This is a genomic window from Winogradskyella sp. MH6 (assembly GCF_022810765.1).
GTDB lineage: Bacteria > Bacteroidota > Bacteroidia > Flavobacteriales > Flavobacteriaceae > Winogradskyella.
The window spans coordinates 1,999,217-2,014,736 of sequence record NZ_CP094494.1 but is presented as its reverse complement, the minus strand read 5'-3'; the positions used below and the strand labels follow the sequence as shown (position 1 = coordinate 2,014,736).

The following is a 15,520-nucleotide window of genomic DNA, read 5'->3' as shown; positions in this document are numbered from 1 at the left end:
AAAATATAATTGTATGAAAAATTGTCACAATCCCTTTCTTTCAGTTCTCATTTTGTAATTTTGATTTATGAATATTCCATTAGCAGAACGCTTAAGACCGAAGACCCTAAATGACTATCTAAGCCAACAACATTTGGTGGGTAAAAACGGTATGCTCTACAACCAAATAAAGAGTGGTGTTATACCTTCGCTGATACTTTGGGGACCACCAGGAATTGGAAAAACTACTTTGGCTAATATTATTGCTAATGAATCTGAGCGACCTTTTTTTAAGCTGAGTGCTATAAATTCTGGAGTTAAGGATATTAGAGATGTTATTGACAGAGCTAAAAAAAGCGGTGGACTTTTTACTGCAAAAAATCCTATTTTATTTATTGATGAGATTCACAGATTTAGCAAATCGCAACAAGATTCGCTTTTAGAAGCTGTGGAAAAAGGTTGGGTAACCTTAATTGGTGCGACTACTGAAAACCCAAGTTTTGAAGTGATATCAGCATTACTATCGCGCTGTCAGGTATACACATTAAACGCTTTTAGCAAAGACGATTTAGAGGCATTGCTGAAACGTGCCATGTCTGAAGATGAAGTTTTATCTAAATTAAAAATTGAACTAAAAGAAACAGAGGCTCTATTAAGATTTTCAGGTGGAGATGCCAGAAAGCTGCTTAATATTTTTGAATTATTGGTTACGTCTTTTGAAAGCGAACCAATTATTATTACCAATGATCTTGTTACAAAACAAGTGCAAAGTAAAGCTGCTCGCTATGACAAAACTGGAGAACAACATTACGATATCATTTCAGCCTTTATAAAATCTATTCGTGGTAGTGACCCAAATGCTGCTGTTTACTATTTAGCACGAATGATTGAAGGTGGTGAAGATGTAAAATTTATAGCAAGGCGCTTATTAATTTTAGCTAGTGAAGATATTGGCAATGCAAACCCAACGGCTTTGGTTATTGCTAACAACACGTTTCAGGCAGTTTCTGTTATTGGCAATCCAGAATCTCGAATTATCCTAAGTCAGTGTGCTACCTATCTAGCAAGTTCTCCTAAGAGCAATGCTGCATATGACGCCATTAATAAAGCACTGCACCTCGTTAAAGAAACAGGTGATTTATCAGTACCATTATCTATTAGAAATGCACCAACAAAACTAATGAAAGAACTTGGTTATGGCGATGAATATAAATATGCTCACAACTACGAGAACAATTTTGCTGAGCATGAATTTTTACCTGATGAAATTAAGAACACCCAACTCTACAATCCAGGAAATAATACTCGCGAAAATGCCCAACGTCAATTTTTAAAAGCGCGTTGGAAAGAAAAATATGGTTATTGATTTTAGAACTTAATATCTAAAGTTTTTGGTTCCTTTAGTTCTCCGTTATTTTCTGAGTAGTACCAAAAGCCATCTTCTTTGTAAACTATTGCATTTTTATCTTTAACTAAAAAGACATTCTGAGCCGAGGTATTTAATAATTGCATGACTACTTTTGGTGTAGCATCTACAACTTGGTAACCATAAGGTTTTTCTTGTGCGTACAGTGTTGTATCTTTAGATTCTATATCAACACTTTCGGTTGACGGCTTTACTTCAGGCTCTTTAGCTTCTACTTCAACAATATCCACAGCACTCTCAATGACATCATCATCTTTTTCATTTTTTTCTTCCAAAGGTTGATACTCATAATCCATAACCTCTATTGAAGAGAATGCTTCTCTCACAGCTTCAACATAGGCTTCTTTAAAATCTTTTTTACGACTAGATCCTGTTTCTGTTCTAAATACTTCTTTTCCGAAACAATCCTTAAGCGTTATGTCTACTTTGGTCGCAAAAAGTCCACTTTTTCCCTTTTCAACATTTGCAAATAATGCTTTACATCTATCCTTGTTTAATTCTTCTGGAAATTGCTCTTCATCAAAAAATGTTACAAATCCTTTTTGTTTAAACAAATGTCTGGTTAAAGTATTTAGTCTATACTGATCTTTTTCATTTAAAAAATCATATTTTAAAGGCACAATCACATATTTATAGTTGTTAAAGTCCTTCTGTGCTATGGCTGTAAATCCAATACTTAAAAAAAGGATTAATACTGCTAGTTTCTTTTTCATAATATTCTTTTTTAAAGATAATTTTCTATAGATTTTAAAGTTGTGACTCTTTTGTATCCGTTAGAATTGTTCAAGTTTCTATAGTCAAAATAAATGGTCTCCATACCAATATTGTGAGCACCTTCAATATCTGCCTCAAGACTATCGCCTATCATTACACTCTCATCTGGATTTGCATTTGCACTATCTAAAGCAAAATTAAAAATTCTAGGATTCGGTTTCTTTACGCCAACCATTTCAGAATTGGTTATGGTTTTAAAATAATTTCTAATATTAGAATTATGCATCTTACGCTCTTGGGCTTCATCAAAACCATTGGTAATAATATGAAGCTCATATTTATCTCTCAAATAATTCAAAATATCTAGAGCTCCTTCAAACAAATGATTAAATGTGGTAAGATAATCTATATAAGCAACCGATAAATGGTTTATCATATCATCTTCGACGTCGACATTTATAGCATTAAAAGCATCTTTCAATCTACCATATCTCAATGCTGATTTAGTAACTTTTTCTTCTCTGTAGAGTTTCCAATAATTCAAATTTATAGGCTCATAAACTTCGAGAAATGTTGAAAGTTCAACTTCTAATCCATTGAGTTTAAAAATCTTTTCGAATGTTAACCCAGAGTTTTTATCAAAATCCCAAAGGGTATGATCTAAATCGAAAAAAACATGCCTTATTTTATCCTTCATCAGCAGAGTCTAATATTAAAGTAAAAAGTGATCTAAAACCTTCCCAGCGCTCTAAATTACTAAATGTATAATTATGAAATACTGGTGTAAATGTACCATTAACTTCTTTAACTTCTTTGATGAGTTTTTGCAAATGCTCTTTTTTATCTAACTCTGATTGATACTTTAATAATCCGAAATCTAAGCAATGGTAAGGATTGATTTGCAAGGGTGTTTGCACCTCAAAATCGAGATCATAATACTGAAATGGTGTACATGTCCCTGCTCTAAAACCAAGGGTATCTACGTAACCCATTGTATAATCTTGATGAATTTCTAACTCAATTATATTTCTGTAAGATTGTGGAAGATTGAGTTTAGAAAACGAATTTCTTACTGCTTTTAAATCTCTATTAATTATAGCTTCCATGTTTAGCTTTTCTTTCTTTAAAATAGAAATATCCTGTAAAGCAAAATAAGACGCTTTTATACCTACATTACAATAATCTGCAACAGACTTTATTAGTGAAACAAATTCCTTTTTATTAATGCTAATGTTTTTATCGTAGGTCGAATAATCACCTATTAAAAACAAAACCATAAACTTAAATTTGCATTGTTTTTGCTTGGTAATAATCCATTTAAAGGTATCATAAGGATCACGCTTAAAACCCATAAGCACAGAGTAACGTTGATACAACTGCTTAAACTTAAGCCTACCAATATCGGTAATTGTACCACCTATAGTACGTAGCAATCCTTTTTTACGATAGTAATAGGCCATGGGCACATCTATTACTGGCTGTATTTTATATGTTCGCTTAGGAAAATCATATTCTGGGAAACGATCTTGCAATACATCTCTAAGCTTGTATGCCCATACATCAACAACTGGCTGACTTAAAAACCGATGCTTATAAGCCAAACTTTCTTTAGCCATAAACCGTCCAAAATCGTCTTTTACATGAGGCAAATATTCTTCGTATCTACTTAACAAATAAAAAGATGCCGCAAAAATATCGAATGGTAAATCGCTTCGTTCTCCTGTTAGGAAAAAGCCTTTGGTATTGTCCCAAGACTGTACATTAATATCTAAATCTGATATACCATGCTCAAACAACAAATTATGACTTCTCACAAACAGCTCATTGCTCAAAGGCTGTTTGGTATAAGACATTTTAAGACTATCGTGCGCTATAAAATCTTCTATCTTGGAAGTAAATTTCACATCTATACCTAAAATGCGCTTACATATATGCCTAAAGGTATAGGTAAATCTTGGTGTAATCTTATGTGTGTAAACTAATAGCATATTTTAAGTTTGCGGTATTCAGTAGCAGTTGGTATTAGTTAATTACAGAATACCATCATCTGCAAAACTAAAATACGTTTTCTCGGTAATAATTAAATGGTCTAAAACTTTTATATCTAAACTTTGCGCAGCTGTTTTTAACTTTTGAGTAATATCTTTATCTGCTTGACTTGGTTTTAAAGTACCTGAAGGATGATTATGACACAAAATTAATGACGTTGCACCTACTTCTAAAGCCGATTTTAGTACCAAACGCACATCGACTAAAGTCCCAGTTATACCACCTTTGCTCAATTGATTTTTTTGAATGACTTTATTTGAATTATTAAGATAGAGTATCCAAAACTCTTCATGAGGTAGTTCTCCTAAAACAGGTTGCATAACATCAAACACAGATCGACTAGAAGTAATCTTATCTAATTGCACAACATCTTCTAATCGTCGTCTTCTACCCAATTCCATTGCTGCTGCAATCGTAATCGCTTTGGCCTCTCCAATGCCTTTAAATTCCATTAATTGTTTAATAGACAACTTTCCCAAAGCATTAAGGTTATGGTCTACACTTGCCAGGATGCGTTTACACAAATCAACAGCACTTTCCTCTCTACTCCCAGAACCAATTAAGATGGCAACCAGTTCTGCATCCGAAAGTACAGACTTTCCTTTATCTCGTAATTTTTCTCTGGGTTGATCGTCTTGAGACCAGTTTTTGATGGAGAATGAATTTGAATTTTCCGACATGCTCTAAAGATAAAAAATTGTAACTTGAAGCATCTAAATTTTTCAATTAAAATCAATCAAAATGAAACATCTTAGATTAATTTTTAATTACTCTAAGGAATAATAATTAAAGATGTTCCATGTAACCATCAACACAATAAATATATACACATGAAATCTATATTTGAAGAAAATGCCTATAACGAAATTAAAAATAGGTTAGAAAATCTAAATGAAAATACTACTGCTAATTGGGGAAAAATGAATGTTGAACAAATGCTTGAGCATTGCACAAAACCAATAGAATTAGCATTGGGTGAATCTGAAATAAAAAAACCAAATTGGCTAAAGAAAAGCCTTTTTAAACTTGTAGCACCAAGCCTTTACAATGATAAACCATGGAAACAAGGACTGCCAACTGCAAAAGAATATATTATCACTGATAGTCTCAATTTTAATGATCAAAAAGAAAAATTGAAATCCAAAATTGATAAAATGAGTCAATCCAAAGATTATTTTGAGCCTTCTAAGGAACATCCTTATTTCGGAAACTTTACAGCCGAACAATGGGGAAAAAGTGCTTACAAGCATTTAGATCATCACCTTAGACAGTTTGGAGTATAATCACATGTCAGCCTGAACTCGTTTCAGGATCTAAAAAATTTAAAAATGAGATACTGAAGCAATTTTAGCATAGCAAAACATGAACTACCCTCCAAAACATCATCAAGACTCAGATAGAAATCACATTATCGAAGTGATTAAAACCTATCCTTTAGCTACGATAATTTCGGTTAAAGATAATAAGCCTTTAATAACTCATTTGCCCCTTATTTATGAAGAAGGAAAACTTATTGGGCATATTGATATTTACAATCCGCAAACTGATTTGTTGAAAAACAACAACGATATCACAGTACTCTTTTACGGACCGCAATGCTATATTTCACCGAGCATATACTCCACTACTCAATTACCAACATACAATTATATCAGAGTACACCTCAAAGGGAAAGTCTCTGCGATTGAAGACAAAGACGTCTTAAAACAGTCATTAATCGCAATGACTGAATTTCTAGAAAGTCCCAACCCAAAATATACTTTAGAACCAAATAATCCTCGCCTGGATGCTAATCTCAATTACATCAAAATGTTTGAAATAGACATTGCGCATTGGGAAGGAAAATTTAAACTCTCTCAAGACAAAAAAACAAGCGATATGGTAGCAGCTCGCGAGGAATTAATTAGAATCAACCAAGAAAGCATTAGGCAATTTTTAGATAAAGTTTTAATGTAAATTAACCTTTCTAAGGTTTTAAAGAACTCTCAAGTAATTTATCTTTGCAAGCCAAAAGAAAAAGGAATAAATGAAAGATTTTCAAATGCTGAATTACATAAAAAACACTATAGAAAATATGCCTAGCGATTGGTTGAATTTAACCACACATCGTTTAGACATTTACAACGAAAAATTAGCAAAAACTCAATTTATAGAGCAATTTGAAACTCTTTATAAGTCTGAAGATTCAACTACCCAATCCTTAAGCCAGTTACCAACAGCTTACGATTATATAAGACTTGGACATCCTCTGTCTTCGGTTTTAGAATGGACCATTGCAAAACTTAATGGTCTCAACTCAGAAAATGTGATTAGCTTTTCTTCAGAAAGTATTCCTGTTTTAGCCGTATTACGCACCAATCTTTTAGAGCAAAGAGCGACGCGAATTTTATATACTGAAGATTTACCAGAGCGTTTTAATACTGACCTTTTAAAATCGGTTTACAACTATAATTTTGAATTACAACAGGTAGATAATCTTGATAAAGTTGAAGCCTTTGATGGTTCTACTATTTTAATTTCTAAGTATCAAACTGTTTCTACAAATCTTCAAAACGATGCTATTGATTTTTATGTTAACCTTTATGAAAATTTAGGTAGCGTATTATTAATTTCTGGTAAAGCAAAAACGAGTTTTATTTCAGACATTCAGCATGTAAGACGTCGCGAAACTATTGCTATGACACCTGCTAATTGTTTAGTTGCTTTAAAAGCTTATACAAATGAAACCTCTTTTTCACCTCAGCAGTTAGATACAGCTACTCACAAAGCCAAAGTAAAATCTATCATTAATGAAATTAACGCGACTTCTGGTGAAGCCTTAGTAGCTTCTAGCGGATTGTCTATGCAGTATGCCATTATGATGGGATTGATTGACAACGCTCAAAAAGAGCATCCAGGAAAAGCCATAAAATTTGTAGTACCGCCAAACTGTTATGGAGGTACAAACGACCAAGCCAGACGCGTCGCTGCTTGTCTTGACAATGTGGAAATTGTTGATTTGCCTGTTGATGGTGACAACGACATGGTAAATAGCGTAGAAAAAGTATTAACACAGCTTGCTAAAGAAGATGCTATACCATACATCATTGCAGAAATACCAACGAATCCTCGTGTCGAAGTTCCAGATTTAGAACAACTTAATGCGGCTTTAAGTAAAGTGCGCCAAACTCCAAATGGTACAACTGCCATTGCACCTGTGTTTATTTTAGACCAAACATTTTGTCCTAACGTACAATTTTTAGGTGATGACGGTATACTCTCTAATGTAAAAACCATTGCTTATGTTAGTGGCTCAAAGTTTCCTAGTGGTGGAAAATGCACTGCTGGTTATGCTGTAGCCAATGCAAAAGCAGAATATTTAATTCAACCGATAGCTAGACATTTAGAGCTTTGCGATAACGAAGCCACAGCTTTGCAATATCAAATTTTGGCTACTCAAATGCCATCGATGTTAACGCGTATTGCAGACGCTTATAAAAACACAAGAGCTTTTGTTAATTACATTCACGAGGTATTACCAGATGCTAAAATTAACTTTGTTTCAGAAGCTTTAGCAGCTGAAGGCTTTACACCATCTGTTTTTTCGTTAGACTTGCCAACAAAAGGTAATACAGATGAAGAGCGCGAAGCATACAAACGTGCTTTAAATCTCAGATTAATTAATTTGATGATTACTGAAATTCCTACCGAAAGCAAATACTGTGTAAGTTATGGACAATTAAAAGGATGTTATTGGACCATTCCTGCAACGTCAACACAAGGTACAACCAAGGAAGGAGACAAAGATTACATTGCCAGAGTTGCGGTTTCACCAGATTTAGATTTAGAAAAGCATAAGGCCGTGTTTTTGGATTTTGTTGAAAGTTTGTAGATTGACTTTCTCAAAAATTTAGCCGAACTTAGCTATCGTCTGATATAATTCATTGAAACGGACTCATATCGTTAAAGTTACCTGCAAGCTGAAAAAAAATGACAGAAACTGAAAATCAAATAGAGAATACAACAGAAAACATTAAACTTTATTCATCAAAAGCAATAAGCGGAGCAACTTTTTTAGGTGGACCTTTAGCAGCTGGATATTTGATTAGTGAAAATTTCAAAGCATTAAATAATCCAGATGATGGAAGAAAATCATTAATAATTGGAATAGTTACTACAATAATCCTTTTTGGTGGAATATTTATGCTTCCAGAACAAATAATTGATAAAATTCCGAGACAATTAATTCCTCTGATTTATACTGGAGTTATTTGGGGAATTGTTGAATGGAAACAAGGAGATATTTTAAAAGCGCATAAAGAAAATAATAATACCTTTTTTTCAGGTTGGAGAGCAGCTGGAATTGGACTGATATCGTTACTAATAATCGGAATTGGAATATTTGGCTACGCATACATTGAATCAAGCAATCCTGCTTATGAAATTTATGACACTAAAATTGCCGAATTCTCAAAAAACGAAAATGAATCCTTAACTTTTTATGACAATATTGGGTTCAAAAGTAATTCAACATTGTTATCTGAATTAGATAATAAAGTCATCCCTAAATGGGAAAGGAATATCAAGATAATAAATGAATTAGATAATATTGATGGCTTGCCATCTGATCTATCTGACCAAAATAAAACTCTATTAAAATATTCGGAATTAAGACTTGAAGCATTTTTACTAATCAAAAAAGCAGTTTCCGAGGATACGGACAAATACGATAGTCAACTCAATATGTTGAATATTAAAATTGAGAATGAATTGAAAAAACTGAATTGAAACCAGCAGGTAACAATGAATAACCGCAATTACTGTGGATTCGGACGTAGTCGAATCCACTCGGAATTGCCAACGTCAGTGCTAAACCGAAAAACATTAACTTTAAACCCGTAACTGACGGTTATACGAGACCTATAGTGAGATCTCTAAAACGTATCAAAATAAAGGAAACCATACAATGTTAGCCTTCGACAGCTAAGTATTATTTTTTAACAACTTTTACAACATCTTTTCCTTTACTAGAAAATAAAGAGACGAAATAAATTCCTGAATCAAAATCAGCGAAATCAACATAAAAGCTGGTTAAATTATCAACAGAAAGTGTATTCAATGTTTGACCTGTAAAAGAGCTTATCGCAACCTTTTCAATATTTTGGTTCGATGAAATCATTAATCGGTCATTAACAGGATTAGGATAATATTTAACCGATACTTTATCCTCAAATTCATCTAAGCTAAGGCGGTCATTAATTGAAAATGTTTGTTCAACAGAAAACAAAGAACCTTCATATTGGTTATCTATAGATTGCACTGCCCAATAGTAATTTCCATCAGGTAGATTCTCTAAAATCATCTGGTTCTTGTACTGAGAATTTCCAATACCAACAACTTTCCTGTAGCCTGTATTTAAATTAGACATAGGACTAACAACATCTGTCGTTCCAGAAGCTGTTCCTACATAGATATTGTAAGTTAACTGATTGGTAGGTGTCTCATTATCTGTAGAATCATTCCAACTCAAAACCACATTAGAGCCTGTAACACTAGAAGATAGACTTAAAGGTGGATTAGGAATTGTATTTTGGATACTTGATTGATTTGTATAGGTATTAGAAACATTATTTTTTAAAACAAATATGTCTGTATCATGATCATTGTCAAAATCTCCTATTTCAATTGCATTGAAAGCATTGTTTAAGATTCCTGTTGATGTATTTTCTACCAATATTAGATTACCACTATTCTCAAAAATCGAGGCTGAAAACAATAATTGAGTATATGGCTGTAATCTTCCGGAGATCAATAAATCTAATTCTCCATTTCCATTATAATCTGCAGACACAATATTTGCAGAGTCACCTACCGAAGTTAAACCGATTGAAGTGTTCTCATTAAAAATAAAACTACCATTATTTAAATACATCTTAGTGGAATCTCCTGTTTCTGTAGTACCATTTTTAATGATATCTATAAGACCATTACCATCAAAATCCCTCAACTCTATATCTCCATTAAAATAACCCTCAAGACTTGTTTGAAAAGTAAAACTGAAATATCCATTGTTTTCATAAATTTCTAGATGACTACTACCATTATTTAAACCTCCTGCTACAATATCATTATCACCGTCGTTATCCATATCAGCAAAAACAATATTCCCTTGACTTAAGGGAAAAAATGATTGACTAATTTCTGTAAAATTAGAATTACCGTCATTTCTAAACAAATAAGCATAGTCATCATGAATCTCAAAATTCCCCATTAATAATAAGTCCAAATCACCATCATTATCTAAATCTCCCCATGCAAACTGATTGTTTATAATATTATCGGCAAATGCGAATGGAATTTCAGTAAAAACATTTGAATTGTTTTGATAAAGTCTTGATTTACTTGCGCCAGATTCTACTAATCCTGAAATAAAAATATCTAAGTCGTTATCATTATCATAATCTATAAACTCTACTTGTCCATTTCTATAGTTATCATTAAATGTTACTGGACTTAATGTAAAATTACCTAACCCATCATTATTATATAATAATGTACTATGCGTTCCTGCATTTAAACCCATTATAATGATATCTAAATCACCATCATTGTCATAGTCTCCAACATCAGAATTTGAAACCGTTAGTGTTTCAAAAACCATTTCATTTGAAGGTAAAAAGTTTTGAGAATGTATTCTTGCAAATGCTATTAAAAAAGTGATAAAAAGTATTTTTTGATGCATGTATAGTTTTAGGTCAATGATTGTACTTCTGAGTTAATTTGCAAGATAAAATAAATCTAAATAATGAAATGCAAATGTTAGTAAAGATGAAATACATGAAGTGTTTTATATGAAAAAAATACACAACAATAATTAAAAATAATTGTTTGTTCTCCCGTACTTCTTAAATTTTCAGCTTGGTGTGTACTTGTAAAACAGATCCTTCAACGCATCAAAATCTGATGCATTAAACCAACTTTCAACAAGACTTTGACTTTCTAAAAATTTAGCCGAACTTCGCTATACTCTGACATAAGTCATTGAAACGGACTCATATCATTAAAATTAGCACCAATTTGAAAAAAAATGAATACTGAATTTCAAATAAAGGAAAATGGATTTGCTGAAATAAAAAAAGCAATGATTATTAAAACTATTCCAATTGCAATTTTAGCAGCAGGAACAGGATTAACTATCAGCCATTTTAATACAAACGGACAGTCAAGTGATGTGAATGTATTGCCGTTTGTAATTCCAATAATTATAGGAGCATTAGCTTTTGGATTATTTAAAGGAATTAATAGACAAAAAGGATTATTTGAAAGTTATAAGTTGATTATAAATGAAAATGAAATAATACGCGAACAAAACAACACTCAAACTATTTCTATTCCTCGGAATGAAATAAAATCTATCATTAGAAATCCTAAAGGTATATTAACAATTGTCGGAAATTCAAATACTGAGATCATTGGAGTTCCTTCTCAAATAAATAATTCAGAAAAACTTGAACAAATATTATCTCAAATTAAACCTATAACCGATTCTGACAAGAAACCTCTGACCGAAAAATATAAAGGCGTATTAATTCTTTTAATGCTTGGTTTAATGGCTACCGTTTATATCTCGAAAGACAAAATAATCGTAGGTATAACTGGAACAATATTGGTTTTATTTTTAGGGTATTCATTTTATGAAGTTCGGAGGAATAAAAACATTGACAAGAAAACTAAAAATGGAATGTGGTGGATAATATTTGTCCTCTTGTCAATAATTGGAAATATGTATTTTAAGCTGACTGGAAAACTATAAAACTGGTGCTAACAACGGCTATAGTTCATTGCTTCTTACTTTCCACTCGGAAAGTCCTCGCAAATTTGCTATCTTCGGTTTACGTCGGAAAATCCTCGCGGATTTTCACGCAACGAAACCATACACAAACCGATAGCGTCACCTCTAAAATAGTCCTCTCGCCTTACGAAAAACCCATATCACCAAACCAACTTTCAACAAGATTTTGTCTTTTTCAAAAAATTAAACGACCTTTTACAAAAAATTGACATCCATACAGATGAAAAAGAAATTTTCAATGCAAGGTAGCTATCAAATAAATGGTGGTGAAGAAAAAGAGTTTGAAATAGAATACAACAATCTTCCTGAAAACGAAGAAAACAACAACAGACTTCTGCAACTACTCAATCATCCTTGGCGATTGATAAAAGAAGGTGGAAAACTTGGTGTAAATAGTGTAAAGCGCTTTTTTACCGTATTATTTCTTTTTGCCATATCTAATACCATTTTGTTTTTTTATGCTATAAAGCGGCTTTTCTCTACGGACTTTGAGTTCAGCAAACTTATGTTTGTGATTCTGGTTTTTATTCTTGGCCTTGCTGTAACCATTTATGCGTCTTACAGAGCGTATCAGTACGTTATTATTGATACCATGAGAGTTATTTATGAAAATCTATCATCGCTCTTTCACAAAATAAGCGAACTCATCATTGACAAAACAGAACACGTATTTAAAGGTAAAGGCAAGGTGTCTGACAATCAGCTACAGAAAACTTTAGACTTTGGTAAGATGGTAAATTCCAGATACAAAAAAACACCAAAGTTTTTAAGAAAAGGCATCATCTTAATTCTAAGCAAAATTCCTTTTGCAGGCATGCTCATAGACTTAAAAGAAGATATCTCTAGCGGAAATAAAATGGAAGCCAGCTCAAAACTTTACAATAAAATGGATGGTTTTATCTCTAACACCATATTTGGAAACAACAATACCAAATGGGTTTGGTGGTTATTGCCTCTCAATATTTTGGTTTTGGTATTTTTAATTAAATCTAAGATTGGGTAAACTTGTATATAAAGAGAGTTACCCAAACCCTTAAAAACCAACCTTCAACTGATTAAAATCATTACCACCACGCCAACTTTCATTTATATTTGACTTAGTTGATAATTTCAACATCATTACAAGTCTTAATTTAGAGTGTTGTGGAAGACATAAAACATTGGTTAGAGGCATATCCTATTCTGGTGAATATTGCTAAATATCTGGTTTGGGTTATACTTATTTTTCTATTAATTTCATGGGTAAGACGACTTCTAAAAAAACGCCTTCCTGATAACGCTTTGCGCTACAAGTCTCAAAAAAGCATTGAAATTATTGGCTATTTCTTAGTTGTACTTATTACCATCACCTATTTTACGGGTAACATTAAAGATTTTGGTCTTGCCATTGGTTTATTAACAGCTGGTATTACCATAACACTACAAGAATTAATACTGAGTATTACAGGTTCGTTCTATATTTTTTTTGTGCGTGTTTACAAACCCGGAGACCGCATTGAAATAAACGGTATTAAAGGAGATGTTATAGACATTGATAGTATTTACACCACAATGATGGAAATTGGTCAATGGGTAAGCAGTGACAATTATAGTGGCAGAATTGTAAAACTGAGCAATGCTTTTGTGTTTAAAGGCCCTGTTTACAATTACTCTCAGGATTTCCCTTTTGTTTGGGACGAATTTAATTTACCCATTAGATATGGTTCTAATATAGAATTAGCGAAAGAAATAGTTATTTCTGTAGCTCAGGAAAAGCTATCTGAATATGTTACAGAATCTATATCCAAATGGAAAGGTGTGGTAGATAAGTACTATATTGAAGATGCTCAGGTAAATCCTTCACTTGCCATTACAATGACAGACAATTGGGTACAATTTAACCTCAGATATATTGTAGATTACAAGAAAAGAAGATATACAAAACATATACTTAATGAAGAAATTGGTAAACGTATTGAGCAAACCAACGGTAAAGTTAAACTCGCTTCTGCTACGTTTGAAATTGTAAATATACCAACCGTGAATATTAAAGATAGTAAGGCAACAGACACTTAAAAAATCTTTTGTCATTCCACACTTGATACGGAATCTACTAGCAAAGAAACTTCTCAATGGGATCCTGAAACAAGTTCAGGATGACAAAATCATCAAAATAATTTCGTCACCTCATCAAAATCTAAACCACCATAATTACCAGAGCTCATTAATAACAAGGATTTGTTATCAAAATTCTGTGAGAATAAAAAGGCTTTAAATTCTTCTGGATTTGTATAAATAATTAAATCATCGCGCTCAAAGGCGTTTGCGATTTGCTCGTGAGTAACCTCTTCCAATTTTTTAATTTCGACAGCATGAGGCGAATAGAAAACTACAGCTACATCAGCAGCGTCTAACGCACCTTTGTATTCTTTTAAAAATTCGGCATTAAGGCTACTGTAAGTGTGCAACTCTAAACAAGCCACTAACGTTCTATCGCTATATTGAGCTTTAACTGCTTTGGTTGTGGCTTCTACCTTACTTGGTGAATGTGCAAAATCCTTGTAAGCCACACTTTTCGGAGTTTCTGCGATTTTCTCTAAGCGTTTGCTCGCCCCTTTGAATGTAGAAATCGCCTCATAGAAATCATCCTCATCAATTCCCATATGTTGGCAAATCCATTTTGCACCAGCAAGGTTATTTAAATTATGAGCACCAAAAATTTCAATTGGCATTGGACCTTCAGGAGTTTCTAATAAGGTTTCACCATTTTCAACCGTATATTCTGGTGTGTGATATGGAATTTTACGTATTTGGTTTTCTGAAGCTTCAACTACTTTTTTCAATTCTTCATCTTCTTCGTTGTAATTAATACTTCCGCCTAAAACAATAGAATCTACAAAGATTTTGAATTGCTCAACATAGTTTTCAAACGTCGGAAATACATTGATATGATCCCAAGCAATACCACTCAGCAGAGCAATGTTTGGTTTGTATAAATGAAACTTTGGTCGTCTATCTATTGGCGAACTTAAATACTCATCACCTTCTAAAACTATAAAATCATTGTCTTCGGTAAGTTTTACCATCACATCAAAACCTTCGAGTTGTGCACCAACCATATAATCCACATCTATATCGTGGTAATGCATAACGTGCAAAATCATAGAGGTTATGGTTGTTTTTCCGTGGCTACCACCAATCACGACTCTGGTTTTGTTTTTAGATTGCTCATACAAAAACTCTGGATAGCTATAGATTTTAAGACCTAATTCCTGTGCTTTTAGTAACTCAGGATTATCAGCTTTGGCGTGCATACCTAACACCACAGCATCTAAATCTATTGTGATTTTTTCTGGAAACCAACCAAAAGTTTCAGGCAATAAGCCTTTAGCCTCTAATCGTGATTTTGATGGGTCAAAAATAGTATCATCACTTCCAGTGATATTGTATCCTTTGTTATGTAGCGCTAACGCCAAATTGTGCATTGCAGCACCACCTATAGCTATAAAATGTACGTTCATACAACAAATATAAATTATAGA

14 protein-coding genes are annotated in these 15,520 nt (G+C 32.8%); 8 read left to right on the top strand and 6 right to left on the bottom strand.

Annotation, left to right across the window (positions count from 1 at the left end):
- Window positions 1-67: 67 nt before the first annotated feature.
- Window positions 68-1,345 (top strand): replication-associated recombination protein A, encoded by a 1,278-nt coding sequence (locus tag MST30_RS08950; protein WP_243471076.1) that lies wholly within the window; start codon window positions 68-70, stop codon window positions 1,343-1,345.
- A 2-nt stretch (window positions 1,346-1,347) separates the two neighbouring features.
- Here the strand turns inward: MST30_RS08950 and MST30_RS08945 are convergent, their stop codons facing one another.
- Genes MST30_RS08945 through radC form a run of 4 tightly spaced genes read right to left on the bottom strand, consistent with a single transcriptional unit; the run spans window position 1,348 to window position 4,848 of the window.
- Window positions 1,348-2,118 (bottom strand): hypothetical protein, encoded by a 771-nt coding sequence (locus tag MST30_RS08945; RefSeq protein WP_243471075.1) that lies wholly within the window; start codon window positions 2,116-2,118, stop codon window positions 1,348-1,350.
- Window positions 2,119-2,129: 11 nt separating this feature from the next.
- On the bottom strand, window positions 2,130-2,816 hold the full coding sequence (locus tag MST30_RS08940) for a YjjG family noncanonical pyrimidine nucleotidase (protein ID WP_243471074.1): 687 nt from the start codon (window positions 2,814-2,816) through the stop codon (window positions 2,130-2,132).
- Entirely contained in the window at window positions 2,806-4,107 is a 1,302-nt protein-coding gene (locus MST30_RS08935; protein ID WP_243471073.1) for a polysaccharide deacetylase family protein, read from the bottom strand. The genes MST30_RS08940 and MST30_RS08935 overlap by 11 nt, the downstream gene beginning before the upstream one ends.
- 42 nt (window positions 4,108-4,149) lie before the next feature.
- The gene (gene radC, locus MST30_RS08930; RefSeq protein ID WP_243471072.1) at window positions 4,150-4,848 is read right to left on the bottom strand and encodes a RadC family protein; all 699 of its coding nucleotides are present in this window, start codon (window positions 4,846-4,848) and stop codon (window positions 4,150-4,152) included.
- A gap of 150 nt (window positions 4,849-4,998) precedes the next feature.
- On the opposite strand from radC, the gene MST30_RS08925 reads away from it, so the two are divergent.
- The 4 genes from MST30_RS08925 (at window position 4,999) to MST30_RS08910 (ending at window position 8,935) form a co-directional block, all read left to right on the top strand.
- Window positions 4,999-5,451: a DUF1569 domain-containing protein gene (locus tag MST30_RS08925; RefSeq protein ID WP_243471071.1), complete on the top strand. Its 453-nt coding sequence runs from the start codon at window positions 4,999-5,001 to the stop codon at window positions 5,449-5,451.
- Window positions 5,452-5,530: 79 nt separating this feature from the next.
- On the top strand, window positions 5,531-6,124 hold the full coding sequence (locus MST30_RS08920; protein ID WP_243471070.1) for an FMN-binding negative transcriptional regulator: 594 nt from the start codon (window positions 5,531-5,533) through the stop codon (window positions 6,122-6,124).
- Between the two features lie 70 nt (window positions 6,125-6,194).
- A complete protein-coding gene (locus tag MST30_RS08915; protein ID WP_243471069.1) occupies window positions 6,195-8,039 on the top strand; it encodes a PLP-dependent aminotransferase family protein in 1,845 nt (614 codons plus the stop codon).
- Window positions 8,040-8,137: 98 nt separating this feature from the next.
- Window positions 8,138-8,935, top strand: a complete 798-nt coding sequence (locus MST30_RS08910) for a hypothetical protein (RefSeq protein WP_243471068.1) — start codon at window positions 8,138-8,140, stop codon at window positions 8,933-8,935.
- A gap of 202 nt (window positions 8,936-9,137) precedes the next feature.
- Here MST30_RS08910 and MST30_RS08905 read toward each other — a convergent pair whose 3' ends face one another.
- The gene (locus MST30_RS08905; protein ID WP_243471067.1) at window positions 9,138-10,889 is read right to left on the bottom strand and encodes an FG-GAP-like repeat-containing protein; all 1,752 of its coding nucleotides are present in this window, start codon (window positions 10,887-10,889) and stop codon (window positions 9,138-9,140) included.
- 345 nt (window positions 10,890-11,234) lie between these two features.
- On the opposite strand from MST30_RS08905, the gene MST30_RS08900 reads away from it, so the two are divergent.
- The 3 genes from MST30_RS08900 to MST30_RS08890 all read left to right on the top strand — a co-directional run bounded on the left by MST30_RS08900 (window position 11,235) and on the right by MST30_RS08890 (window position 14,054).
- The gene (locus MST30_RS08900) at window positions 11,235-11,960 is read left to right on the top strand and encodes a hypothetical protein (RefSeq protein ID WP_243471066.1); all 726 of its coding nucleotides are present in this window, start codon (window positions 11,235-11,237) and stop codon (window positions 11,958-11,960) included.
- 259 nt (window positions 11,961-12,219) lie between these two features.
- The gene (locus MST30_RS08895) at window positions 12,220-13,002 is read left to right on the top strand and encodes a hypothetical protein (RefSeq protein WP_243471065.1); all 783 of its coding nucleotides are present in this window, start codon (window positions 12,220-12,222) and stop codon (window positions 13,000-13,002) included.
- Between the two features lie 140 nt (window positions 13,003-13,142).
- Entirely contained in the window at window positions 13,143-14,054 is a 912-nt protein-coding gene (locus MST30_RS08890) for a mechanosensitive ion channel family protein (protein ID WP_243471064.1), read from the top strand.
- Between the two features lie 92 nt (window positions 14,055-14,146).
- Here MST30_RS08890 and MST30_RS08885 read toward each other — a convergent pair whose 3' ends face one another.
- Entirely contained in the window at window positions 14,147-15,499 is a 1,353-nt protein-coding gene (locus MST30_RS08885; RefSeq protein WP_243471063.1) for a UDP-N-acetylmuramate--L-alanine ligase, read from the bottom strand.
- Between the last annotated feature and the right edge of the window lie 21 nt (window positions 15,500-15,520).

Bases quoted from the DNA above. Each gene is read 5' to 3' on its own strand.
- MST30_RS08950 (WP_243471076.1), top strand. From the start codon at position 68: ATGAATATTCCATTAGCAGAACGCTTAAGACCGAAGACCCTAAATGAC.
- MST30_RS08945 (WP_243471075.1), bottom strand. From the start codon at position 2,118: ATGAAAAAGAAACTAGCAGTATTAATCCTTTTTTTAAGTATTGGATTT.
- MST30_RS08940 (WP_243471074.1), bottom strand. From the start codon at position 2,816: ATGAAGGATAAAATAAGGCATGTTTTTTTCGATTTAGATCATACCCTT.
- MST30_RS08935 (WP_243471073.1), bottom strand. From the start codon at position 4,107: ATGCTATTAGTTTACACACATAAGATTACACCAAGATTTACCTATACC.
- radC (WP_243471072.1), bottom strand. From the start codon at position 4,848: ATGTCGGAAAATTCAAATTCATTCTCCATCAAAAACTGGTCTCAAGAC.
- MST30_RS08925 (WP_243471071.1), top strand. From the start codon at position 4,999: ATGAAATCTATATTTGAAGAAAATGCCTATAACGAAATTAAAAATAGG.
- MST30_RS08920 (WP_243471070.1), top strand. From the start codon at position 5,531: ATGAACTACCCTCCAAAACATCATCAAGACTCAGATAGAAATCACATT.
- MST30_RS08915 (WP_243471069.1), top strand. From the start codon at position 6,195: ATGAAAGATTTTCAAATGCTGAATTACATAAAAAACACTATAGAAAAT.
- MST30_RS08910 (WP_243471068.1), top strand. From the start codon at position 8,138: ATGACAGAAACTGAAAATCAAATAGAGAATACAACAGAAAACATTAAA.
- MST30_RS08905 (WP_243471067.1), bottom strand. From the start codon at position 10,889: ATGCATCAAAAAATACTTTTTATCACTTTTTTAATAGCATTTGCAAGA.
- MST30_RS08900 (WP_243471066.1), top strand. From the start codon at position 11,235: ATGAATACTGAATTTCAAATAAAGGAAAATGGATTTGCTGAAATAAAA.
- MST30_RS08895 (WP_243471065.1), top strand. From the start codon at position 12,220: ATGAAAAAGAAATTTTCAATGCAAGGTAGCTATCAAATAAATGGTGGT.
- MST30_RS08885 (WP_243471063.1), bottom strand. From the start codon at position 15,499: ATGAACGTACATTTTATAGCTATAGGTGGTGCTGCAATGCACAATTTG.